The sequence below is a fragment of the Candidatus Kryptoniota bacterium genome (genome assembly GCA_036567965.1).
Lineage (GTDB): Bacteria > Bacteroidota > Ignavibacteria > Kryptoniales > JAKASW01 > JAKASW01.
The window spans coordinates 172,594-196,880 of the sequence record DATCTN010000007.1 but is presented as its reverse complement, the minus strand read 5'-3'; the positions used below and the strand labels follow the sequence as shown (position 1 = coordinate 196,880).

The window sequence follows — 24,287 nt, the reverse complement described above, 5'->3', positions numbered from 1 at the left end:
TGGTAACCTCCATGAGAGATTGTAATAATTTAACCGACGGCGGCGGGAGAATCAATTTACCAGGCCGAGCATTTCTCTGTAAACCGGACGCTGAACCAGAACAGACTCTGCAGTCTTAGCCTGGTTGTCGTAGCCAAGCGTGACCATGACCTGTCCGCTATTCCCTTCGAACCGACCTACGATCTCGGCCGTGAGGATTTCCGATATCTCTTCTGCGTGCTTATCGAACAGTTCTTTTTCGTCGCCCCTGATTTTATCCGAAAGCGCGACGATATCCTTGTCTATCGAAGGATCGTAATTTGAAGAGGAAGAAACGAGATTGTGAGCATCGCCGATCACCTGTGCGAGACGTGATGTGTAAGTGAAATCGCTCTTCTGAACGAACGTCTTGAGCTGTTGCAGAACTTCCTTTCCGGCTTTGAAATCGGAAGATATGGAATCATGCGCAGAGCGGAACTCAGTCGCAAAGTCGAACATGTACCCGCCGCGCATTAACTGAATCACATAATCGGAATGTTTTTCGGGAGCAACGGTCGAGTCGGGTGCTATGCCTCCTGCTTCATAAACTCCGCGCCCGTCCAGCGTGTGAAATTCCTTTCGCAGGCTGTCCGGCAGAATGGCGTCCTCGCCATCCCGACTCCGCTCATAGTTGATCTTCTGGATGCATCTTCCGCTCGGGGTGTAATATCTTGCCGTAGTAATTTTCAATTGTGATTCATACCCGAGCGGCAGGATCGTCTGCACGAGTCCTTTGCCGAAAGTTGTAGTTCCGATTACGACGGCCCTGTCGAGATCCTGCAGCGCCCCCGCCACAATCTCACTGGCGCTGGCGGTGTTGTTGTTAACGAGGACGGCAAGCGGGAGATTAGGCGCGATCGGATCCTGGTCCGACACATACCTTTTGTTCGAGGCCGGATCGCGTCCCTTTGTCATCACTATCAAACTCCCTTTCGGCACGAAGAGCTCGACAATATTGACAGCTGATTCCAACAAGCCGCCGGGATTATTGCGAAGGTCCACGATCAAACCTTTGAGGTTTTCACGCGCCATAAGATCTGTGAGTGCATCTTTAACTTCCTCATCCGAACCGCGAGAGAACTGGTCGAGCTTTATGAACCCTATGCCTGAATCGATGACTCCGTAATAGGAAACGGACTTCACACGAATTTCGCTTCGCACGAGAACGACATCAAAAGGTCTCTCCTCGCCTTCGCGCTTTACGGTGAGGGTTACCTGACTTCCCGGCTCTCCGCGCACCATCTCACTTATTTTGTCGAGTTTGGTAGAAGTGATGTCAGTCCCGTTTATCTTTAATATTTCGTCGCCGATTCGCAGTCCCTGCCGTTGGGCGCTGTAGCCGTCAAGCACACCTGTGATTATGACCTTCCCGGAGTTTGTGCCGATGGAAACTCCCACACCACCGTATTTGCCGGTCGTGAGCAGATCGATTTCGCCGCTATTCTCTTTATCCATGTAAACAGTGTACGGGTCAAGAGAAGATAACATCGCATCAATCCCTTTTCTGACAAACTGCTGCGGAGTGACGGGGTCGACGTAATTGTCCACAACGTCTTTATAGACATTCCCAAACAGGTCAATGCTTTGTCTGACCTGGTAGAAGGTGTCGCTGTCCTGTATTGCAACGAAGCCTATGCTAGTCGCGATAAGAAGGCTCGTGAATACCCAAAGAATCTTACTTTGCATTTCTTTCCTCCATGGCTCTCTTCATTCTCAACGCAACCGCGTCAAAAATATTTTCCGCAATCTTTTCAATTGTATTCATTCCATCAACAATTACGAACCTGTCAGGTTCCTTCCGGGCGCAATATTCAAAGCCCTCATTTACTTTTTCAAAGAATCTTATTTCGGAATCTTCCATCCTGTCGGCTTCCCTTTTGGCAGTCTTTCGTCTGTGCACAGCTGTTTTTGCGTCGAGCCGAATCAGGAATACAATGTCAGGGGCTAAGGCCTGAGTGGCGAATTCGCTCACAGCTTCTATGCTACTGATCGGGATGCCTCGACCGAATCCCTGATAAGCGATCGACGAATAGAAATATCTATCCACGATCACCGTAATATCCTGGTTCAGCATCGGAATTATCTTTTCAGCCACGAGCTGTGCCCTGCTCGCGGAGAAGAGAAGAAATTCGGTATTGGCATTTATGTCCAGGTCCGCCCGGTGAAGGAGAAGTTCACGCACGCCTTCGCCAAGTTTTGTGCCACCCGGTTCGCGAAGGAGCTCAACACGAGTACCGAGCCCGGAGAGCCGCTTGAACAGCAACTCAGCTTGAGTGGTTTTCCCGCTTCCGTCGATTCCTTCAAATACGATAAACACATGCTAAAATAACTTCCCGGTAAAGTCTTTCCAATCTAATCGGGCATACATTTTCGGCAGGCAAATTGATATTAGACGCATCAAAACCTATATTTTCATCTAGATGAGACATAACTCACGATACGTCAAATTGGCCTTCGCCCTGATCGGGACATTGATTCTTATTGTCGTTGTCTCATCCCGGCTAATATTCAGCAGCGATAGGCTTTCTGCGCTGGTCCTTCCTCAAATAAGTCGGCTCCTGAATCGAGACGTATCCGCCGAGCAGGTCGAGCTTTCTTTTTTCCCAACCATTGGGATCAGGATAACGGGCTTCAGAGTATCGAATCCTGATTACAGAAAATTCGACAGCCCGTACCTGCTGGATGCGAAGGCAGTGGTGATCGACGCGAAGATACTGCCGTTGCTCAAGAACCGGCTTGAAATAAACAACGTGATCTTCTACTCACCGACAATTTTTATTGAGGAAAATCAGAGAGGCAGGCTCAATACCGAGCAACTACTCAGCGAGACATTCTACAGGGAGAATAGAAATATCAGGGGATCACTTTCAAGTCTTCTACTCTCAAATTTCGAGATCTCGAACGGAAACATAATATGGTACAACGGCAGGACGGGAATATCCGCAAAATTCCTGAATATCGATTTTGCCTCGAAAATAAAGACGGTGGTGGAAGAGAATAAGCTTGTTCTGAATTCGAGACTCAATGTCGAGAGGTTCGAACTATGGAAGGACAACTCGAACTTATACAACGGTACAAGAATCAACGCGAGCTCGAAACTAGATTATGACACGAGACATGACCAGGTTCACATTGAGTCGGATCATCTTTCTGTTTTCGGGATCGAACTTCACTCATCGGTTTATCTGGCATTTTATCCTCAGACACAGATTTCGTTCTACACGGCCTCGACGGATTCGTCCGCCCGCAGTTTGTTTGGTTTTCTCCCGGAACTTCTCCAGAACCAGGTGATTGAGGAGTCTATTAAAGGCAAGCTGAGCCTCAAATTTAGGTATGAACTGAACGGATCGACGCCTGAAGCAGATCTTTATGCTCACCTGAAGAATTTTAGAGCGGAACTGAGATCAGGTGACACACTTTCGGTTGGAGACTTGGACACGCACTACAGTCTTCAAAATGACTCTTCGGCCTTCAGACTTTACATGCCGGGCGCGGTATTGGGCGAGAACTATGCGTCGCTAAATCTTGTCCTCTCTCCTCCCCAATTCGCGACGATTCAGCTTCTTGTAAATGTCGAGTTGAGAAAACTCGCACACAGTCTCGAGATCTCGAACGATAATCGGTTCTCCGGTTCTATCAGAGCAAAATACAATCTGAATTACGGCGGGAGCGTGAAAAATACGAAAGCGAGCGGTTTAGTTGTATTTGAAAATGCCCTGGCCCAGATACCAGTCGGCATCGATACACTTTACAGAGGTGAGGTCGATGGGAGCATATCGATTCGCGATAATCGCGCGACGATCAACAAGATGCTCGTTCGTCTCGGTGCAAGCGATCTGGTTCTGAGCGGAACAATGACAAACTACCAAAGCGTCTTCCTGGGCAGAGGTGCGATAATGCCGTCATTAAAATTGAGCGTATTGTCACGGACGTTCAGCACCATCGGCTTACTCCCCCATTTGAATTTCAACCTAGGCAGGGGGTCACTCGGCTGGCTCCCGACAGCGAACGTCTCGCTCCTCTTCTCGATCGGCAAATGCGTTCTCCCTTTTGACACTCTCTCGAGAGTGACCGGCAACGTCGATCTTCTCGACTATTTCGTCAGACTCAACAAAATGGACTACTCATCCTCCAGCGGAAACTTCTCCGTATCCGGCTGGAGCGATTACAGCCAGGAGGACAAGACGACCTTCAGCATAAGGACCCGCGTTTCGACTTCAAATTTTGGAGGGCTGATCCGAAGGTATCTCGGGAGGGTCGACGTTTCCGGAGGCGCCGGTGCCGGATTGATCGCGTTGAACGGCGTGTATGACGATTCCGGAAAAGTCGACCTAGCGACATTAGGCGGAAAGGGCGCGCTGAAGATTTCAAACGCGATCATCAAAGACTACTCGGTTTTGAACAAACTATACACCTTCCTTGGAGCGGACGGAAGAGATTCCGTGAAGGTCGCGAGTTCAAATTTCAATTTCGACATCACAGACGGCAGGGTATATCTTAACAGGCTGGTTTCGTACGGGAAGCCGTTCGACTTCAGGCTTGACGGCTGGCACGGGTTCGACGGCACACTGGATTATAAACTCACGATGAGAATCTATCCGCCCGTGAGCACTCAGGTTGGGTCGCACCTCAAGACGCTTTACCCGGACTTGACTCCAAATGCCGACGGCGGACTTTCACTCGGACTGGTTGCGGGCGGCACTACTTCGGACGCACGTTTCACTATCGTGGCACTCGGCGGAAAAATAGCAGGGACTCGCACGAGCCAGCCGCAATACGTATTACTCTCAAGGTGATAGGCGTTACTAATCATCGCTCCGTCACATTACCCTAAACCTCTTGATGACACTCCGGTGAAGCGCCACATCCCGAAGAAATCGCTCGGCCAGAATTTTCTGATGGATATGAATATCGCCGCGAAAATCGTCGACGCCCTGTCGCCGGAAGAGAATGATTTTGTAGTGGAGATCGGGCCGGGCAAAGGGGCACTCACTCGCATCCTGGCTGAACGGGGAATCAGGATCGAGACAATAGAAAAGGACGATGAACTTGCCGCGGGACTGGCAACCAGTTTTCGGCTCAACCAAAATGTTAAAGCGATCCAGGGAGACTTTCTCGAATATGATTTTCCGATTACGGAAGCGCCTATCAAGGTAATCGGGAACATTCCTTACAATCTCACCAGCGAAATCGTTTCCAAGCTTGTGGACGAGCGTGACAGGATCTACTCTGCCGTGTTGATGGTGCAGGATGAAGTTGCGGCGAGACTCTCCGCAAAGTCGGGAGGAAAAGAATATGGCGCACTTTCAATCCGGCTTCAGCTTGTTGCAGACGTTGAGAAACTGTTCCTTGTGCCTCCCACATGCTTCCGACCAATGCCAAGGGTCAATTCGAGAGTTATCAGGATCTCATTTGGAAAACGCAGGGCGATCGCTACCGAAAAGGAATTCGTGACATTTGTAAAGAGAGCATTTGGAATGCGCAGAAAGATGTTCAGACATTTCGTTTCACATTACTATGGAAAACCTGCGGCAAATGCCCTGGACGAAAAGTGGAAGACCAGAAGAGTCGAAACTTTTTCGCCGGAAGAGATCTACAGTCTATTCGAGAGCCTGGAGAAAAAAGTTGAAATTATCTGAATTGCGCTCGCTCGATAAGTTAAACCTGATCGGATTAGCCGGAATTTCTATCGTGGCGATCATATTCCACGCGCGGATCGAAATGTTTCTGGCAATAGTGCTTGCTAATATCACTGTGGGGGTAGCGATAATTGCAATCGTTGATTATGACGCCACGCATCACAACTCAATTGTGAGATTCATAGTTCAGTGGTATTCCCTTCCCCTGATCTTTCTGACTTTCAAGGAATTGTACTTAATGGTTCATCCGATCAACCCACACGATCTGGATTATCTACTGATTGGACTCGACAAGACAATTTTCGGGACTGACCCCACAGCTTATCTGGATCGTATCGCAACTCCCGGGCTTACAGAGTTCCTGCAGATCTGTTACAGCAGCTTCTACCTTATGTGGGTAATTCTCGGGTTCGATCTTTTAAGAGACCGCAATGAAGAAGGATTCATCTTTTTCTTATTCGTGCTTATGTACGGCTTCTATACATCTTACGTCGGTTATTTTCTTGTTCCCGCGATTGGACCGCGTTTCACACTCCACGATTTCTCGAACCTGGACGCGGAGTTGCCGGGACTGGTCATTACACATTTCTTGAGGGACGTCATCAACTCAGGCGAATCTATCAGGAATGTTGCAGAGGCGGCGGTCCATGCGCAGCGCGATTGCTTCCCGAGCGGCCACACTGAGATGACGATAATTACGATTGCTGCCGCTATCAAATACCGCGCAAAGTCGGCGATGGTAATCATACCACTCGGGGCCGGCCTGATTTTCGCGACCGTCTATATGAGATATCATTACGCCGTTGATGTCATTGCAGGCGTGTTGTTTGCGATTCTCGTCCTGTCCACCGGTGGATGGCTCAGATCAAAGCTTGAAAGAAAACGAGGCAGCGAGTTTCCTGAAGTCAATTGATCCCGCTTCCTCGAGACGTGTCGTCGCAATCCATCGATCCAAAAGAAAAGCCGGACCGATTGCGATCCGGCTTTAAGCATGATGAAGCTTTTACATGATCAGGCGTTCTTGAAAGCCTTCTTCCCCGCAAACCTTGAAGCCTTTCCAAGCTGTTTCTCGATCCTCATGAGCTGATTGAATTTCTCAACCCTTTCACCACGAGACGCGCTTCCTGTTTTCAAGTGACCGGCGTTTACGGCGACGGTAAGGTCAGAGATAATGGTATCGACTGTCTCCCCGCTCCGGTGTGATACGAATGCGCGATAGCCGTTCTTGTATGCCAGCTCGATCGTTTCCAGGGTTTCGGTTACGGTCCCGATCTGGTTCAGCTTAATCAATATCGAGTTCGCGATTCCCTTCTCGATTCCTTTCGCGAGAATTGACTTGTTTGTGCAGAAGAGATCGTCGCCGACGAGTTCTATTTTACTGCCCAGGACTTTAGTGAGATTGCTCCAGCCTTCCCAGTCGTTCTCAGCGAGTCCATCCTCTATCAGCACGATAGGGTATTGCTTCGTCCAGCTTTCCCAGAGTTTTACCATTTCGTCGCTGGATTTGCGCGTCTTGGAGCTCTTGAAGAACAAATACTTTCCGCTGTCTCGACGAGTCGAGTCGTCGACCCACATTTCGCTGGTAGCAGGGTCGAGACAGATGCTCACATCTTTTCCGGGCTTGTATCCCGCTTTCGTTATCGCCTCCAGTATCACCTCCACAGCTTCGTCGTTCGATTTGAGGTCAGGAGCGAAGCCGCCTTCATCTCCTACGCCAGTGCTGAGACCTTTCGATTTCAAGACGGACTGCAGGCTATGAAACACTTCAGCGCCCATGCGGATAGATTCGGCGAACGACGGGGCGTTATGCGGGGCGATCATGAATTCCTGGAAATCGACGTTGTTGTCCGCGTGTTTCCCGCCGTTGATTATGTTCATGCAGGGAACCGGAAGCAGATTGGCGTTCACTCCACCGATAAACTCATAGAGCGGCACACCGGCGCTGTCCGCGCACGCTCTGACGTAAGCCATTGAAACTCCGAGAATCGCGTTTGCGCCGAGAGCCGATTTATTCGGGGTCCCATCCAATTCTATCATGGAATAATCAAGCTCCCGCTGAGAATCAAAATTTCTTTTGGTGACATCGGGCGCAATTTTCTTTATGACATTTTCTACAGCTTTCTTTACGCCCTTCCCGCCATAACGCTTTTTGTCCCCATCGCGAAGTTCTGTTGCTTCTTTCTCGCCCGTTGAAGCCCCGCTCGGCACCATCGCGCGCGAGTGTGTCCCGTCTTCAAGAACCAGGTCGACTTCTACTGTGGGATTGCCTCTTGAGTCAAGAATTTCGAGTGCATCCAGTGATTTGATTTTCATTTTTTCTCCATGTTTGAAATATTTTGTCTACAAAATTACATTGCGCATGTCAGGTAATCAATTATGCGCCGTTGGTCCCTGACTCCCCCTTCCCCACTCAGGGGAAGAGTGAAATCGCGGGGAGCTCCACTCCGATTCTGAAATAGAATATCCACGGTGTTGACAATGTTTGAATTTTCGGATCTCTTCCGGGATAGAAACCTTTTCCCGCGCTGAATTCGACCGGACCGATAGGCGTATCGAACCCGAGCGATCCGCCAATTCCCTGCTTGAGGGTCTTGAGAATTATGTTCTGCTGTTGCACCCAAACGTCTCCGATGTCGAATCGACCGGAAAGATAAGTGTCGAAGAAAAGCTTGACCGGGAGTTTGGTCCTGAGCTCGAAACTTGCGAGAAAGATTTGCTTTCCGCGAAGTGCGTCGTCACGCAGACCGTAAAAGAGATCCTCCCCGCCAAGACTGAACTGGCGTGTGACAGGGAGCGATGCATCACCGAAGCCGAATTCATAATGTTGCCCAAGAGTGACCGTCGAAAAGAGAGTGTGGTACGTCTGATAATTGAAGAAGATCTTGGTAAACGAAATTTGGCTGCTCAGTCCTTTCAAGGCGGTTTCAAAGTAAACGTTGCTCAGAATTCCCGAGCTAGGGAATCCCGCATGGTCGCGAGTGTCCACGTTGGAGCCAAGTTTGAGCGACACGATTCGATCCGAATAACTCTCGGTGTAAGTCCTTAGCGGCTTCAACCTGTCCCAGCCGTAACCTAAAGTCGCGTTGACTGTGCCGAATCTCCGGATTTGTGTTCCGATGGAGAATTCGTATCCGTATCTTATCATCCGATACTCGCCGTCCGTAGTGAGATTCCAAAGAGTGGGTTCACCGGGCACGGGCTGGTCCGAATAGCTGTAGACATTTCTGAATCCGGTATATGCGTTAAGGTCGTACGTCAGCTCGGTGTTCAGTATCCTGGTCGTCCCGATGGAAGCTTCGGCGAGTCTGTCTCTCAATCCGCCGGAGAGTGAAATGCCGGCCCGGGTACCGGAGCCAAACAAATCCTCGTCAGAGACAGAGGCATAAAGCTGGCCGTTCCGCTCGTTGTCCACCCTAAGGCCGAGCCTGAGGAGGCGCGAGCTCTTCTCGGTGACATCGATGGTGAGATTCGGTGAGGGGTCGAACCTGGTCGAGAGGAGCACCTGGCTGAACAGGTTTGTACTGTAAATATTGTTGATGCCCTGGATAGCTCTGCTCGTCAGGAAAATATTTTCTTTCGCCAGCGGAAATTCACGTTCGATAAGAAAGGGTCTGGCCACATCGTTTCCTCGAAGCGAAATGTCTTGGATATCTCCTTCATCCAGGTCGACATTCAGGACAGCCGCGGTCGAATCATACCTGACATCGAGCAATCGCGCCATCCCGAAATCGTTGTCGCGATAGACGCGTATAAGGTTCTCGCACGCGTCGTCAATCTGTTTGGGCGTTACAAAGTGGCCGAGCAAATCTGTAAACGGCTTGATCAGGATGGAGTCCGGAATTCGTTCGGCCCCAAAGAAATTGACATCTGAAATCTGCAGGAGCGAATTATACATATAAGGCTTGATCGGCTGAATAGTGTCGTCAACCTGAAACGGCGAGGTGGCCGCATTTGAATTTTGCCTAATTCTGGCCAACGGATCTTCTTTCAGACGCAATGCCGCGGCCTCATATAGTGAATCGATCCTCGACATTTCTTCTTCGGTTGCGATTTTTCCGTCGTAAATCAGCGAGTCAAGTCCTGAAAAATCTGAAGCCATGTGCCGTTGGAGAGAAGGCGTGATCACGATGTCGGCTTTCTCCAACTGAAGTTTGTTTGAAAGCTGCATCATAATACTCGTGACCTGATCCAAGGCATCCCAGGGAGTTTCGATATTCGTTACAGAACGCAGTGGACTTGTAGTATTCACGGCGATGACTATGTCCACCTTGAGATCCCTGGCGACATCGACCGGAATGTTTGAAATGAGTCCGCCGTCAACGAGCTGGAGAGAGTCGGAATAGATTGGTGTGAAAACCACCGGGACAGTAGAGCTTGCTCTCATAGCCTGGGCGAGATCACCGTTCGAAATAACAATCCGTTTGCCGGAAACCATATCGGTCGCGACCGACCTGAATGGTATTTTCAAATCATCAAAAGTTCGAATGACCCGATACGGCGCGTTCAAAACAAGTTGAGTGAGCAAGGTGGTGAGTCTTTGCCCGCTGACCAGGGCAGACGGCAGAACCGGAGTGAAGCCGTTTAGTCTTATAACGAGAAAGCTCTGCTCTTCCTCCAATTTCTGCTGCAGGAACAAATTGCTTCGGTTCACGGCATCTGATAGAGCGAGCAGTTCGTTCCAGTTCTGCGAGACGGCGATGGAGTCAAGCTGATCGGCACTATAACCGGACGCGTATAATCCCCCGATAATGCTTCCCATGCTTGTGCCCACTATTACGTCAACCGGGATATGAGCTTCCTCCAGGGCTTCAAGAACGCCCACCTGCGAGATTCCGCGCGATCCTCCACCCGAAAGGACAAGAGCAACTCGCGGGCGAATTTTTTCCAGTCGGACAAAATATTTGCCCGCAATCCTCATCGCTCCTTCCTGGCCCGGAGCGGTGCCGGATAAAGCTGCCAGGAGCAGAAGTAGCACCCACCTCCACCCGGCTATTATTCTCCTCATGACACAGACCAATTGCTCTTCATAACAATCTAAAATATATGGAAGCGCGTCGACTGATGGAAGGAACGATGAGCGACAGCACTCATGTCGCACGGGAGGACGACCGGCTGAAGATCCACATGTCCGGGCCGGAAAGTGCCCGCTCCTACTTTACCATTGCCTCAATGACTACATAACCTACTATCAAGAGCCAGAGGATGAACGCCGACCAAAAAATGCGATTACCGATGACCTTGAACCTTTTGCGAGAAGTTGTGAACAGTCCAATTACGACAAAGACCTCAGCGTTGCAGTTCGAGCATCTCTTGATTCTGATGAGACCGATCGATTTGAGAAAAGAAGTAAGGAAAGAACTCGGATAGTCCGACTGAAGCCTTGCCGTCGCGAGGCAATCGGGACATTTACCGAATTTCATAAGTCGTCTCGATCCGGGCAGCAACAGCCGCGTACGGTTTGCTCGACTCCAAACATGCTGGAGCCCACGCGTTAACTCTGTTAACAATGATCAAAAAACTTCACCCATAGATTTGATTTGCCCCTCCGCCAACGGACGCCACGAATAACATTTGCAATTTTCTTACTCAACGTAAATTCTGCAAGTAGCAGCTTATGTCACCGTGAGCACGGTGGGACTCGAACCCACAACCTTTGGCTCCGGAGGCCAACGCTCTGTCCAATTGAGCTACGTGCCCTTCTAGAAGTTAAGGAGAAGGCAAACATGAAACAATTGTGCCGGTCATGACGTCAGCATGCCATCCTGGATCTTGAGAACTCTGTTCGCCAGCTTCGTCAGGTGCTCGTTGTGCGTCGCGATGACAAATGTTGTTCCATGGCTCTTACATATACGGCTGATTAATTCGTGGAGGGATTCGGCGTTTACCATGTCGAGATTTCCAGATGGCTCGTCCGCAAGAACGACCTGCGGAGAGTTTACAAGGGCTCTTGCCACGGCAACCCTTTGTTGTTCGCCGCCGCTCAGCTCCGACGGCCGGTGCTCCAAGCGTTCACCCAGGCCGACTTCATCGAGTAATTTTGCCGCGCTCTTCTTCACCTCGGACATTTTCTTCCCGGCAATCAGCCCGGGCATCGAAACGTTCTCAAGAGCCGTGAATTCCGGAAGGAGATGATGAAACTGGAAAACAAATCCGATCTTCAGATTGCGAAAACGTGCAAGTCGATCGTCTCTCATGCTGAACACGTCCTTGCCGTCGTAACTCACGGTGCCGGAGGTTGGGCGGTCAAGCGTCCCGAGGATGTGCAGGAGCGTACTCTTTCCCGCTCCGGAGACACCGACGATCGCAGCAATCTCGCCTTCCCTCATATCGAGCGAGATGCCCTTGAGCACTTTAAGTTCGCTCCTCCCGATGAAATAACTTTTGTGAATTTCAGATCCTTCAAGGACTCTCTTAGCCAAAGTCTATTACTCCCATCTCACTGCTTCTGCCGGATCGATTGCTGCGGCACGTCGAGCAGGATACAAAGCCGCGAGCGAACAAATTATAACTGCGGTCAAACCCACGATGATAAAATCCATAAGGTGCATCGATATCGGAATAGCGGGAATGATATAAACGCTCGTATCAAGTTTGAAGAGTTGAAATTTTATCTGAGCTTCATCGACGGCATATCCGAGGACCAGTCCAATCACACTTCCAATTATGCCCACCGACGTACCTTCTATCAAGTACACCTTCATAATCCCGATAGGAGTGGCCCCCATAGCCTTTAGTGCGCCAATCTCACGTCTCTTCTCTATCACTGTCATTGTGAGTGAGCCGAGGATATTGAATGCCGCGATGAGGACGATCAGGGACAGAACGATGAACGCAACTATCCTCTCGATCTCCATCATCCTGTAGAGATCCTTGTGCAGATCGAACCAGGTTTCGACTTTCACGCCGCTCAGACTGTCTTGAAGCTTCGCTTTCACTTCAGCCGACCTCCCGATATCCCAGAGTCGGACATCAATTCCGTTTACCATTCCGACAGAAGCCTCGGCACCGGGCGATGCGAAGAGTTGCTGAGCGGAAGCAAGATTCATGTAGGCATAGTAAGCATCATAATCCTTGTTCTCAGACTGGTAAATCCCGACGACGACGTATTTCACCACTTTCGGTTCGAAGAACTGTGTAAGGCTCCGTTCAATTCCTGCGGGACTAATTATTGCGACTGTGTCACCGACGACAGCGCCGAGTACGTCGGCGAGGGAGAGGCCGATTAGAATCTGGTCGTCTCGAGACGGATCCAGGAATTGACCCAGCGCCACGGATTTTGACAAGCTCGAGACGCGATCGTGTTCCGAGGGCACTATGCCTTCTATGTTCACTGCCCTATTTACTCCGCCCGATACGATCATTGCCTTTCCGCTGAGAAACATCGTGGCATTCTTGACCTCCGGGAGCTGCTCAACTTTCGCGAGCGTGATTTGAGGATCTGACAGGTATTCTCCCGACATCGAAGTAACGCGAACGTGCGGATCGAAATTTATCAAAATATTTGTGACAATTTCCTGAAAACCGTTGAATACGGATATGACAACAATCAGCGCCGCGGTCCCGACGATCACTCCTATCAGAGATATAAGCGAGATGATCGAAACTGATGCGACTTTTCGTTTGGACTTGAGGTATCTGAACGCTATGAAACTTGAATACGACATTAATGAAACCTCACCGATTCGAGAGGGTCGAGAGATGATGCCGCCTTTGCCGGGAGATAAGACGCAAGAAGCGAGAGAATGAAAGCTGTACCACCGATGAGAATGAAATCTCCGGCGTGCACTGACACCGGCACCGTGTTCATGAAATAGACATCTCCGGGTATCCTGATCAACTCGTACTTCTTCTGCAGCTCCAGCAGCACGTATGCCATGATCGCGCCGACGGATGTTCCGAGAATACCTATGAAGGCACCCTGGGCCAGGAATATGCGAGTGATCGCTCCCCTGGTAGCACCGAGCGTCATGAGCGTCCCAATCGCGTTGACCTTTTCAAGTACCATCATCAGGAGTGTTCCGATTATATTAAAAGTCGCCACGATGATGATAAGCGCAATTATTATCGGTATTGGTTTCTTCTGCAATTCCACCCATGCGAAGAGATTCCGGTACATTTGAAACATCGTCCGCGGGTAAAAAGGATATCCGAGTGCTCTCCTCAAATTGTTTGAGGTGTTATCCACCTGGGTGACGTCGTTCACCATTATGTCATAACCTGTCACTTCACCCGCGCGAAGGTTGAAGAGATATGCAGCGGAAGAAATGTTCGTGTACCCGTAGATATCATCGTAGTCCGACATGCCGGTTTCGTAAATTCCGGTCAGCACGAACGGCAGGACTCTTGGCGGGTTCATCGGCGACGGCAGGCCTTCGACCCCGAACACGAACATGGTATCGCCGACACTGACCCCGAGTCTCCTCGCAAGTTTCGACCCAAGCATGAGCGGGTTCATCGATCCGAGTGGCGACAAATTGTAGCGTCCACTCACGACTTCGTTGCGGAGACTGCTGCTATCGTACGCGGGATCAATCCCTTTTAGAAGGAGTCCGTCCGTCGAAGACGACGCGCCCGCCGATCTTGCCCTGATCATTGCCTCATGCGAAACAAACGGAGAAGAAGATTTCACGTTTGTTACTTTCATGATCTTGTTCAAAGCAGATTTATAATCGGGAAGCGGGACCCCTTCGAACCCTTGAATTTCAATATTCGACGTAAAGCTCGACACATTTTCGGTGATCTTTTTCTGGAAGCCGTTGAGAACGGAAACGGTGATGAGAAGCGCCATCGTCCCAATAGCAAGGCCGGCAGTAGCGAAGAACGTAAGGAAAGATATGAACCTGTTATGGACACGCGAATGCAGAAAACGTCCTGCTATGAACGAGGGGTATCCCATTTCCTATTTGGCGCCCTCACCTCCGGCGAGTCCGAACTCCATCAGGTATCCTCTTATGAATTGATCAAGATCGCCATCCATGACGCCTTGCACGTCGCTCGTCTCAACTCCGGTCCTATGGTCTTTGACCAGATTGTACGGGTGAAACACGTACGATCTTATCTGACTTCCCCACTCAATCTTCTTCTTCGAGCCTTCGATCACGCTCTTCTTTGCTTCTTCTTCTTCCTTCTTGAGGAGGTACAGCCTTGACCGGAGCATTTTCATCGCGCGCTCCCGGTTTTGAAACTGCGAGCGTTCCTGCTGGCAAGCAACAACGATATTCGTAGGGACGTGGATTAGTCTGACAGCTGTCTCCACCTTGTTCACGTTCTGACCGCCGTGGCCTCCCGATCTAAATGTTTCAAACCTTATATCCTTCGGGTCGATTTCAATTTCGACATCGGATTCAACCTCGGGATAAACGAACACCGAAGCAAAGCTTGTGTGGCGCCTTGCATTGGAGTCGAAGGGCGAAATCCTTACCAACCTGTGCACACCGTTCTCTGCCTTGAGATAACCATATCCGTATTTCCCGATGACTTCAATTGTCGCGCTCTTGATTCCTGCGCCTTCACCTTCTAGAATGTCCGCGATGTCCATACTGAACCCGTTTCGTTCTCCCCAGCGGATGTACATTCGCATGAGCATCTGGGACCAGTCCTGGGCTTCAGTCCCGCCGGCTCCCGCGTGAATCGTCAGGATCGCGTTCTTTTCGTCGTCTTCGCTCCCGAGCATCTTCTTGAACTCGAGATCGGAAACGAGCTTCTCCGCCTTATCGAGTTCTGTCTCAACGTCTTTAGTATGCGATTCGTCTCCCGACTCTTCCGCGAGTTCAATGAACGCTATCGCATCGTCGACATTTCGCGAAGCTTCTCCCCATTCATCAACCCACGCTTTCAGATCGTTGAGCTGCCCCATCACCGCCTGTGCCGCCCTGTTATCATCCCAGAAATTAGGCTCCTGGGTCTTCTGATGAAGTTTTTCTATTTCAGATTGTTTGCCCTCGACGTCAAAGATACCTCCGGAGGTTTTCGATCCTGGTCCTGAGGTCTGATGCTTTCTGCTTGTGCGGTTCGAACATTTCTGTCCCTTTTTAGGGTTAATTTAACCCTTCCACCGAACATAGACAATGTTTCGGTTCTCCCGATTCAGACTTTAACCAGGAGGTTTAAACGGTCTCCGTGTCCCGAACGCCTCATCGAGTCCGCCTATCCTGTCAATGAGCTCTCGCTTGATGAGCATGCAGAACCAGGCAATCCTCGGAGCTTTCATCCATTTTCTCCTGTTCTTCCTTCGATAATTCGCCGCGAACCGGTGCATCTGACTGACTTTCTTGTATGCTGCATTCGATTCGAGTTGGTAACCGCTTATCCTGTTGCTCATTGGTCCGACGATACAAATTTCCAGAAAACTTTCCGTGCACTCGATCATCCCTTCCAGCCAATTGTCTGGTACGACCACATCGTTATTCAGATGCACTACGAATATCAGGCAATCGGCTAACATTATTCAGATTGAAGATGGAGGTTGATCGCACGAGAACGGCAGAGACAGTCGCATTCGATCTGCTGAAAATGCAGAAGAGAGGTAGATGAATATTCTAGTTGGACAGGGAGCTCAAGTACTCGACCCGGGCTATGGAAGGCGTACCTAGATCAGTCGCCCGGCTACTTCTTCACGACCCTTGAGCTTGTCTGACGCCACATCTCGGCAAGAACTATGGAAGCGGCGACGGCCACATTCAACGATTCCATTTTTCCGCGACGCGGTATCGAGACAGTCCAGTCGCAAGCGGAGAGAATCTCGTTTCTTATTCCGGTCGCTTCAGATCCGAAGACTAATCCAATTTTCGGAGGGTAATCGAAGCTCGTGTATTCATCCCTGCCGTCCTGGGAAGAGGCGATAATCTTGAATCCGATTTTCTTCAGCGCAGCAATGCTTTCACCAAGATCGGCATCCTCGATCACCTGCAGACTTGCCAGCGCGGACATTGCGGAACGGACCACTTTCGGGTTGTAGACATCGACGCTTCCCTGGGCAGTGATGACCGCTTCAACTCCGAACCACACTGCCGATCTGAGGATTGTCCCAAGATTGCCTGGATCCGCAATTCTGTCGAGAATGATCAGAATTGCCTGTCTCTTCGACCGTGCCTTTGAAACATATTCATCGACCGAACTTTCCAGGATATCGCCGACGGCAATTATTCCCTGGCTTGTCTCAGTCGTCGTGAGCTTCCTGAACTTATCGGCCGGCAATTCGACCACTTCGATCTCTTTTTGTTCCGCAAGACTAAGAACATCGGTAAACCTATCGGTTCTGGAGCCGAGACTCAGAATTAACCTGGATACGCTCGCGTTCGCTTTAAGCGCGTCCGTAACGCTCCGTTTCCCTTCAATGAGAAATCGCTTCTGCCTGTGTCTTTCAGTTCGATCTTTGAGAGCCGAAAGAATCTTAAGTTCAGCGTTTGTCAGACTCAGTTGACACCTCACTCATAAGTAGTTTCTTGTCGTACGCCTGTGTCGCGTCGTTGAGAAAGAGCATTCCCATTAGTTGATTTCCCTCTCTTACAACCGGTACAGAAGGCACGCCGGCATCAATCATGAGCTTGAGTGCAAAAGAGAGATCTTCATTCTGAGTAACACTTAATTTAGTCGGAACCAAAATATCCTTGACAACCAGGACATCCAGGAGATTCTTCACCTCTTTATCGGTGAGCGCCTGGCGAATTTCGCCGAGGATTCCGGTGACTGCCGCGAAAATCAGAAGAACAGGCTCCTGAGAAAACTGGAATCTGGAAAGGTTCGCAACAATTCTGTCTTTAATATCCGAGAGAGAAGGAATTCGGCGGCTGATTCTCACGTCAGCATCTTTCTCACGACGTTCACAACCCTTCCGACCTGGATGGTGTTGATATCACCCTTCGCACCGAGGACGAATCTATGCTGCCGTCCTAGCGGCGCCCATTGAAGAGGATCCGTCGGCCCAAAGAGTGAGAGCGTCTGAGCACCGGCCGCAGCCGCCAGATGCATTATCCCGGTGTCGTTCGATATTACAAGATCCATTTTTTTGAGAAGAGCCCCGACAAACGGAATTGACATGTTTCGCACACGGATAAATGGCGCCTTGAGAAGCGTGGTCAGGTAATCGATCACCTCGTGATCCATATGCCCCTCCGTCAAATACAACTCGATCTCGAACTCGTGATGGAGCATATCTGCTACCGCAGCGAAGTTCTCCGGCTTCCACTGGTTCCCCGGCTTTCCTGCGCCGGCATGGATCGCGACTTTCTTCGCTGCGCGGTTGGAGACCCTAGAAATGAAAAGGTCCACCTCGGCCGCGGCATCAGCGGGAATCGCATATTCGAGCTCACCGTCTCTTTCATGAGTCTCGATTCGAAGTGGGGCCGCAACTTCCATGTTCCTGAAAGATTGATGCTCGATCTTGTCCCCCCATCGAAGATCAACCGCAATGTCGTAAACGGAGCTTGTCCGGTTCGATTTTGTCTCGAGAGTTCGGGGGCCGAACTTCGTGCGAGCCTTCGTGAAAAAAGAAATCACGTCGTTGGTCAGGGAGATCGACACGTTTGAGGGGACCAGGAGAAGATCGTATCCTCTGCGAAGTTCCTTTATGAATCTCAGGAGGAGTTTCGGATGTCGGTAGAAAGCGAGCTTGTCGTAGTTGATGAGTCTCGTAACGTACCTGCAACCCTCTAATGCCGTCATGTTTGCAGGCGATACAACGACTGCCAGCTCTTCGGGATTGAAATGCCGATGAAGCGCGCGCAGCAACGGGACGGTGCAAAGTACATCACCGAACTGGTTGTGTTGTCGTATTACTATGATCCTCTTTGCGCGCTCGGTTTTGTCTGTTCGCGCTTTTACGTGATGTCTGGTCGAAAGTTGGGAAAGGAGCCATCTTGCAGCTTTCTTCGTGACGTGTTCGAGGTTGATTTTTTTCACGGCCTGTTGGCTCCAACCGTTCAACGACTGGAGCCTACTTCAAATCCTCGTACTTGGCATCTTCGATATCGCGGCGATCCACCTTCACTTCCCTCCGCTTCTTCGACTCCGTTTCTTTCCGGGCTTCATAGTCTCTAATCCCCTTATTCACGGCGCCGCGAATTGCAGTCTTTATGAAATAGTAAATCGCATAAATGAAAACTATCCAGATGAGTAATCTAATCATCACTTCATTATCGGATTGTAGTACTCCGCCGTCTTGCGAGGCTTAAGTATTTCCGCGGCAAGTTTCTGAAAATCATTTTCGTCGTTTACGAAATCGATTTGATCGGCGTTCACAATGAGCAGTGGCGCGGATTTATACCGAAAGAAAAAATAGTTGTAGGCCTCATTTAAACTTTGAATATATTCCTTGGAAATATTCCGCTCGTATTTTCTTCCTCGTTTCTTAATGTTTGTCATCAGGTGCTCGACGTTGCACTGGAGATAAACAACGAGGTCGGGCTTCGGAACCGTTTTTTCCAGGAGAACTGCCAGCGACTCATAGAGTTTGAGCTCGTCATCCTGCAGATTCAGGTAAGCGAAAATTTTGTCTTTCTCAAATAAATAGTCACTCACAATTAACTGATCGAATAAATCTATTTGAGTTAGTTCCTGCTGTTGCCGGTACCTGCTTAGGAGAAAGAATATCTGCGTCTGGAAGGCGTAATGTTCTATATCGTCGTAGAACTTTTCGAGGAAAGGATTTTCCTCAAATTTCTCAAGAACGGCTTTCCCGTTCAGGTATTTTGCCAGCTTCAGGGTCAGACTTGTCTTTCCCGCCCCGATCACGCCCTCTATTGCGATGTGCCCTATTTCGGGCGTTATGACTTCGATGTCAGTCATGCGCCTCCGCATGAAGAGTATAACTCAGTCGCTCAACCCTGGAATTGTCTCCGCAATGCCTCAGCAGGTTATTCACGCTCTCATGCAAGCGGGGATGCACAAAGTCACCGGCAATCTCGCTCAGCGGTTGCAGGACAAACCTGCGAAGATGAGCCCGGGGGTGTGGGACTTCCAGGTTGTTTGTGTTGAGGGTTTCGTTACCAAAGAATATTATATCGATATCTATCTCCCGTTCTCTCCATCTGTCCCGGTGCTTTCGGCCCATTATTTCTTCGATCGCTTTGATTCGATCCAGAAGATCCAACGGTTCAATACTGGTCTCAATTCCGGCAGCGAGGTTGAGGAACTGAGGTTGATCTTTATAATCTACCGGTTCAGTTTCGTAAATCGAGGAGACGCGTAAGAGCTTGCTTTTCTCAAGCGAGCCAAGAGCCTTAACTCCTTCATCCAGGTACCTCAACCTGTCGCCGAGGTTGGAACCGAGCGACAGGAAGCATTCAACTTCTTCCTTCATCGTCCGGTGTCCCGCGGGCTTTGTCAGTCTCGAATTCCACTGAATCAACCACACCCCCTACCTGTGGAGTGTGCTTTCTCACGCGTACTATAACACGATCAACTGAGACAAAATTAACCAGTATGCTGTCGGCTATTTGATCCCCCAGTGATTCAATTAAGTAGAAGCGTTTTTCGGTCACGAGCTCCCTTATGGACCGGTAAACTCTTTCGTAGTCTACGGCATCTTTGAGCCGATCACTGAGAGACGCCCTCGAGAAATCGCCATACATCTCGACGTCGACTTCGAATTTTCCGCCCGATGCCTGCTCGTTCGTCAGTACTCCATGGTACGCGTAGAATGTGGCGTTGTTCAGTCTGATACATTGTTGCTTCATCGGTATTAATCAATATAGAATCGTATGGAGGAATTTTCAAGGATTGGCGCCGACGTGTCGCGGGGACGGCCGGCGAGTCAGATAGGGGACTTCCCTCTGCTCCGGGCGGTGTTCGTTTTCGATTGCTCCTTTGCAGCGAACGACTTAAGAAGCAGGAAGAACATAACTATCAGCAGGATCACGATAAGCGGCAGAAGAAAATTCAGCCTGTCCGAAAATGAAGGTATTCTCAGTGCCAGAGTGTCTTTCGCCTGGATCAAGAGAATGAGAATCATGATTGTGCTGTGGTGATGTAAGCGATCAGAGTCATCGAGAGAATATAAAGCAGAACGGCAATTCCGAAAAGAGTAAGGAAGACATCCATCTTCCGCTTCTGCAGCGGTCTGTCGAGGAATGGTACAAGAAGCCACACTATTGCTCCGAGAGTGACGACACCGACGGCGGCGAGTTCCGGCATGCTCTTGAGAGTCTGAAATACGAACAAAAAATACCATTCCGGCTTGATGCCCGCCGGAGCAGGCTCAAGAGGATTGACTTTTGCGCTGAGTCCGGCGGGAAATAATGCGACCACACCGAGTATCAAAGCAAATGTCCCGGTCCACACGGCAGCATCGCGCATCATAAAATCAGGAAAGAACTTCGTTGCGTGCCTGTTCCAGCTTTGAGACGCGGGAATGCTTGTCCCTAAGATCTGGCTCAGCAATACGTGAAGCGATACGAACATCAGCGCGAAGAATGGAAGGATGATCGTATGAAGCGTGAACATTCTCGTGAGTGTGGCCGCGCCCACGTCGTCGCCTCCCTGCATTACTCGGCTGAGGAAATCGCCAACAAGGGGAACTACGAGCGGAGTGTTGACGCCGACTTTCGTCGCGAAGTATGAAAGCGTTGTCCAGGGGAGCAAGTACCCGGTGAAAGCAAAAGTGAGAACGAGAATCAGGATGACCACGCCGAGAACCCACATCAATTCCCTCGGCTTCCTGTATGCTTTCATGAAGAACACAGAGAACATGTGGACAAGCACGACCGCCACAAGAAGATTCGCGCACCAGAAGTGGATGGAGCGTACGACCCATCCGTACTGGACATTTTCCATTATGTATCTTACCGATTCATTTGCAGCGGCCGGACTCGGTGAGTAGTAAAAAGCAAGCAAGATGCCGGTGATTCCCTGCACGACTATCAGGAACAACGAGAGCCCACCGAAGTAGTACCACATCGAGTGTTTGTGCTGTGGAACCGTCTTATGGGCAACCCACTCCTTAAGGTCGGCCAGATTGAATCTCTCTTCGATGAAACCAGTAAGTTTATTTTTCATTGACATCAGGCGACATCGCTGCGGACAGAAACGTAAATATTGTTGTCTGCAACTGACACGAGATACTGAGGGAGAGGTTTCGTCGCTGGACCCTTCAGCACTTTTCCGTTTATATCGAACTGGCTTCCGTGGCAGTTACAAAAGAAGAAATCCTTGGTCCGGTCGAAATCGACCGTACAACCGAGATGCGTGCACTTCGCAGAAAGCGCTTCGTACTCTCCGCTCTGAAGCCTCACAAGGACTGCGGGTTTATCGAGGAATCTGAAAAACTTTGCGGAATTCGGTTTCAGTTCACCGACTGAAGCTACCACGACACGTGACTGCTCATCGAGAGCAACCGGTGGCGGGATAAGAAATCGGATTACCGGATACACAACATATGCCGTAATTGCTGCGACCCCCGTATTAAGAATCCGATTCAAGAATTGTCGCCGAGACGTTGCCATTATGATTCTCTAACAACAAACCATCTGTGACTTGTTCCGGATCAGGAGATTTCTCTCATGTGATATTGACGGAGAACACGCTCGTCAATCAACCAAGATATTCAATCCCTTTGGAATGACGCGGACCTCCAATTTGTCGACCCGGTTCGGCGGGATCTCACCGTCCCTGTGGATCGAAACAGGGCTCTCGCTCTCGATCTTGATACTGCTCGATCTGAGCATAGTAACTTCAGGATGTTTTGCCTGCGTTCCGTTCAGAACACTCGGCAGGACGCGGAGTACTCTGGGTATCGAGACGTCCGAGACGATGCATGCGTCAAAAAGGCCGTCGTCCAGTACGGCCTCAGGAGTCAGCATGAATCCGCCTCCAGCCGAAGTTCCATTACCAATTGCCACCAGAAATGTCTTGAGATTTATGGATCTTCCGTCGACGTCTATCTTCATTTGTGCCGATTTGTACTTGGACAGTGTCTTGACAAGTGCAAGAAGGTATTTCGCAATTCCGCGGATCCGATGGACGCGCAAGCTCTCACGTGCAACCTCAGCGTCGAAACCAACTCCCACACTGTTGACGAAGAAGAAGTCCTTGCCCTCCATACGGAGATTTCCGACATCTATCGACTTGATTTTTCCTGCAACTATACGGTGAATGTAATCCTGGAGGCTCTTCAGCCTGCCGATAGCATGTGCGAAATCGTTTCCCGACCCCGTAGGAATTACTCCCATGACTCTTTCAGATTTAGCGACTCCGGCCGCGACTTCGTTTACCGTTCCGTCGCCCCCAACCGCGACCACCACGTCGAATTCATTTGCAGGGTCCCTTGCAAGCTCGGTGGCGTGCTCCGGCGCCTTTGTGATCTGGACATCGAACTTAAACCCAAACTTTTCTGCCGCACTTATCAACCGCGGAAGGATTCTCCGTGTGCGGCCATTTCCCGAGACGGGGTTGACTATGAACTTGACCGTTTCCCTTTTCAGCTGAGCGATGTGATCGGTCATTGAGCCCTCTCCCTGGAGAGTCGCAGCGTCTCGCTAATGCCGGAGCGAATCCTGAATTCCTTCCTGTGTGCCATGATCTCGTAGATTGTCAGCAGGCCAAATAATATCGAAGTGATCAAACGTGAGCTGTTGCCGACGAGCGGAAATTCCGGAAGAAACGAGAAATTAACCGGATACAGAAACTGGGCCAGCCACATTACAAACAAAATGATAGCATTCATTCTTGTAAACTTCAACTTTGCAAGTGCTGCGCATCCGTAAAAGGTCATCATCATCGATAGAAGAATTTCTTCCTGATGATGAACGTCGAGGGGAATCGTGGTCACAGCCCCCATCGAAAATGAATACACAATTGGAATCATCGAGACAAGCAGCGTCCACTGGTTAACTTTGCTGCTGATCATATTAAGAAGGGCCATCGGGGCGAGTCTTATCGTCCGCGCCCAGTAAAAGGCGGTTACTTTTTCCGGAAATTCGGACAGGAACGGCGCCACCCATTGTACAAACACGAACGCACTCAGGCCTAACCCGGACGCAACCTCTTTCATACTTGTCAGGAACGGATCGGCTACCGCCCACATTGTCGCTCCACCTGCAACGAAGATCGCACCGATGATGATACCTCGTTTGGCTGCCTCAGGAATGTCAACAAGGTACCGTGGCATGGATATCAGATCTTCCTTTTTCTCCTCTTCCTCCTTAGGGAGCACACGAAGCACATACATATAACCGATGAAGAGCAGTCCGAGAAAAATTGAGTCGTATACTTGAAGATCCTTCTTCAAAAGAACTATGAGAAAATAGAGGGACGAGATGAAAAGCGTCGCGATCTCGACAATATTCTCAGGCCTCAGCGTTATCGCTTCGATTTTCCTGCCGTTGCGGAACCGTGAGTAGACGTCGGCCGTAATGAAAATGAGCGGCCATCCTACCCCCATCAGAAGCCGGTTTGATCCTGTGAAGTTGGCCATCATCAGGTCGATATCTTTTCTCCAGGCGATGACGGCTTCGACCATGAACTCCGGCACGACCTGCAAAAGGGCGACGATGGCTACTGCAAGGCCCTGGCTGATACTGAACTCCGCTGCTTCTGCTGCCCAGCTTATCAGGAGTGCGGAGATTATCACGGCACTAAAACAAAAAAAGGCGATCAAAGTCGCCCCTCTCACAATGAAGGCGTGCAGAAGTACGG

25 protein-coding genes and 1 tRNA gene are annotated in these 24,287 nt (G+C 50.0%); 3 read left to right on the top strand and 23 right to left on the bottom strand.

All coding sequences use genetic code 11. The features are described from left to right. Window positions 1–51 precede the first annotated feature (51 nt). Together VIS48_02510 and tmk are read right to left on the bottom strand one after the other, a co-directional pair. Entirely contained in the window at window positions 52–1,704 is a 1,653-nt protein-coding gene (locus VIS48_02510) for a S41 family peptidase (protein ID HEY9165014.1), read from the bottom strand. Then, the gene (gene tmk, locus VIS48_02505) at window positions 1,694–2,335 is read right to left on the bottom strand and encodes a dTMP kinase (GenBank protein HEY9165013.1); all 642 of its coding nucleotides are present in this window, start codon (window positions 2,333–2,335) and stop codon (window positions 1,694–1,696) included. Before tmk ends, VIS48_02510 begins: the two co-directional genes overlap by 11 nt. A 130-nt stretch (window positions 2,336–2,465) precedes the next feature. Between tmk and VIS48_02500 the strand changes: the two genes are divergently transcribed. The 3 genes from VIS48_02500 to VIS48_02490 are packed head-to-tail and all read left to right on the top strand — an operon-like array spanning window position 2,466 to window position 6,570. Next, the gene (locus VIS48_02500) at window positions 2,466–4,814 is read left to right on the top strand and encodes an AsmA-like C-terminal region-containing protein (GenBank protein HEY9165012.1); all 2,349 of its coding nucleotides are present in this window, start codon (window positions 2,466–2,468) and stop codon (window positions 4,812–4,814) included. A 57-nt stretch (window positions 4,815–4,871) separates the two neighbouring features. Then, window positions 4,872–5,657 carry a 16S rRNA (adenine(1518)-N(6)/adenine(1519)-N(6))-dimethyltransferase RsmA gene (gene rsmA, locus VIS48_02495; protein HEY9165011.1) on the top strand — a complete coding sequence of 262 codons (786 nt, stop codon included), beginning with the start codon at window positions 4,872–4,874 and terminating at the stop codon, window positions 5,655–5,657. Then, entirely contained in the window at window positions 5,644–6,570 is a 927-nt protein-coding gene (locus VIS48_02490) for a phosphatase PAP2 family protein (protein ID HEY9165010.1), read from the top strand. Before rsmA ends, VIS48_02490 begins: the two co-directional genes overlap by 14 nt. A gap of 98 nt (window positions 6,571–6,668) precedes the next feature. On the opposite strand, the gene eno is transcribed toward VIS48_02490, so the two are convergent. The 21 genes from eno to VIS48_02385 all read right to left on the bottom strand — a co-directional run bounded on the left by eno (window position 6,669) and on the right by VIS48_02385 (window position 24,249). After that, window positions 6,669–7,970: a phosphopyruvate hydratase gene (eno, locus tag VIS48_02485; GenBank protein HEY9165009.1), complete on the bottom strand. Its 1,302-nt coding sequence runs from the start codon at window positions 7,968–7,970 to the stop codon at window positions 6,669–6,671. 97 nt (window positions 7,971–8,067) lie between these two features. Beyond that, window positions 8,068–10,662 carry a patatin-like phospholipase family protein gene (locus VIS48_02480; GenBank protein HEY9165008.1) on the bottom strand — a complete coding sequence of 865 codons (2,595 nt, stop codon included), beginning with the start codon at window positions 10,660–10,662 and terminating at the stop codon, window positions 8,068–8,070. A gap of 145 nt (window positions 10,663–10,807) precedes the next feature. After that, window positions 10,808–11,077, bottom strand: a complete 270-nt coding sequence (locus VIS48_02475; protein HEY9165007.1) for a hypothetical protein — start codon at window positions 11,075–11,077, stop codon at window positions 10,808–10,810. Window positions 11,078–11,280: 203 nt separating this feature from the next. Further along, window positions 11,281–11,354: transfer RNA gene (locus VIS48_02470), tRNA-Arg, on the bottom strand. Between the two features lie 44 nt (window positions 11,355–11,398). Then, on the bottom strand, window positions 11,399–12,076 hold the full coding sequence (locus VIS48_02465) for an ABC transporter ATP-binding protein (GenBank protein ID HEY9165006.1): 678 nt from the start codon (window positions 12,074–12,076) through the stop codon (window positions 11,399–11,401). Between the two features lie 6 nt (window positions 12,077–12,082). Beyond that, on the bottom strand, window positions 12,083–13,321 hold the full coding sequence (locus tag VIS48_02460; GenBank protein ID HEY9165005.1) for an ABC transporter permease: 1,239 nt from the start codon (window positions 13,319–13,321) through the stop codon (window positions 12,083–12,085). Next, the gene (locus VIS48_02455) at window positions 13,321–14,553 is read right to left on the bottom strand and encodes an ABC transporter permease (protein ID HEY9165004.1); all 1,233 of its coding nucleotides are present in this window, start codon (window positions 14,551–14,553) and stop codon (window positions 13,321–13,323) included. Before VIS48_02455 ends, VIS48_02460 begins: the two co-directional genes overlap by 1 nt. Before the next feature lie 3 nt (window positions 14,554–14,556). Further along, a protein-coding gene (gene prfB, locus VIS48_02450; GenBank protein HEY9165003.1) for a peptide chain release factor 2 occupies window positions 14,557–15,676 on the bottom strand; the annotation gives its coding sequence in 2 pieces (ribosomal slippage) (window positions 14,557–15,606 and window positions 15,608–15,676; 1,119 coding nt in all). Between the two features lie 74 nt (window positions 15,677–15,750). Further along, the gene (locus VIS48_02445) at window positions 15,751–16,074 is read right to left on the bottom strand and encodes a hypothetical protein (protein ID HEY9165002.1); all 324 of its coding nucleotides are present in this window, start codon (window positions 16,072–16,074) and stop codon (window positions 15,751–15,753) included. A gap of 188 nt (window positions 16,075–16,262) precedes the next feature. Then, on the bottom strand, window positions 16,263–17,087 hold the full coding sequence (locus VIS48_02440) for an RNA methyltransferase (GenBank protein HEY9165001.1): 825 nt from the start codon (window positions 17,085–17,087) through the stop codon (window positions 16,263–16,265). Then, window positions 17,056–17,457, bottom strand: a complete 402-nt coding sequence (locus VIS48_02435; GenBank protein HEY9165000.1) for a CBS domain-containing protein — start codon at window positions 17,455–17,457, stop codon at window positions 17,056–17,058. Before VIS48_02435 ends, VIS48_02440 begins: the two co-directional genes overlap by 32 nt. Then, a complete protein-coding gene (locus VIS48_02430) occupies window positions 17,454–18,557 on the bottom strand; it encodes a glycosyltransferase family 9 protein (GenBank protein ID HEY9164999.1) in 1,104 nt (367 codons plus the stop codon). Before VIS48_02430 ends, VIS48_02435 begins: the two co-directional genes overlap by 4 nt. A gap of 34 nt (window positions 18,558–18,591) precedes the next feature. Continuing rightward, complete coding sequence (locus VIS48_02425) at window positions 18,592–18,783, bottom strand: hypothetical protein (GenBank protein HEY9164998.1); 192 nt, start codon at window positions 18,781–18,783, stop codon at window positions 18,592–18,594. Then, window positions 18,783–19,442 (bottom strand): deoxynucleoside kinase, encoded by a 660-nt coding sequence (locus VIS48_02420; protein HEY9164997.1) that lies wholly within the window; start codon window positions 19,440–19,442, stop codon window positions 18,783–18,785. Before VIS48_02420 ends, VIS48_02425 begins: the two co-directional genes overlap by 1 nt. After that, complete coding sequence (folK, locus tag VIS48_02415) at window positions 19,435–19,956, bottom strand: 2-amino-4-hydroxy-6-hydroxymethyldihydropteridine diphosphokinase (protein ID HEY9164996.1); 522 nt, start codon at window positions 19,954–19,956, stop codon at window positions 19,435–19,437. The genes VIS48_02420 and folK overlap by 8 nt, the downstream gene beginning before the upstream one ends. Beyond that, on the bottom strand, window positions 19,940–20,332 hold the full coding sequence (gene folB, locus VIS48_02410) for a dihydroneopterin aldolase (GenBank protein HEY9164995.1): 393 nt from the start codon (window positions 20,330–20,332) through the stop codon (window positions 19,940–19,942). Before folB ends, folK begins: the two co-directional genes overlap by 17 nt. Before the next feature lie 77 nt (window positions 20,333–20,409). Then, on the bottom strand, window positions 20,410–20,607 hold the full coding sequence (locus VIS48_02405) for a hypothetical protein (GenBank protein HEY9164994.1): 198 nt from the start codon (window positions 20,605–20,607) through the stop codon (window positions 20,410–20,412). Beyond that, on the bottom strand, window positions 20,604–21,650 hold the full coding sequence (locus tag VIS48_02400) for a cytochrome bc complex cytochrome b subunit (GenBank protein HEY9164993.1): 1,047 nt from the start codon (window positions 21,648–21,650) through the stop codon (window positions 20,604–20,606). Before VIS48_02400 ends, VIS48_02405 begins: the two co-directional genes overlap by 4 nt. Window positions 21,651–21,655: 5 nt before the next feature. Continuing rightward, window positions 21,656–22,072: a ubiquinol-cytochrome c reductase iron-sulfur subunit gene (locus tag VIS48_02395; GenBank protein ID HEY9164992.1), complete on the bottom strand. Its 417-nt coding sequence runs from the start codon at window positions 22,070–22,072 to the stop codon at window positions 21,656–21,658. A gap of 108 nt (window positions 22,073–22,180) precedes the next feature. Beyond that, entirely contained in the window at window positions 22,181–23,095 is a 915-nt protein-coding gene (locus VIS48_02390; protein ID HEY9164991.1) for a diacylglycerol kinase family protein, read from the bottom strand. Beyond that, window positions 23,092–24,249 (bottom strand): hypothetical protein, encoded by a 1,158-nt coding sequence (locus VIS48_02385; GenBank protein HEY9164990.1) that lies wholly within the window; start codon window positions 24,247–24,249, stop codon window positions 23,092–23,094. The genes VIS48_02390 and VIS48_02385 overlap by 4 nt, the downstream gene beginning before the upstream one ends. Window positions 24,250–24,287: the final 38 nt, after the last annotated feature.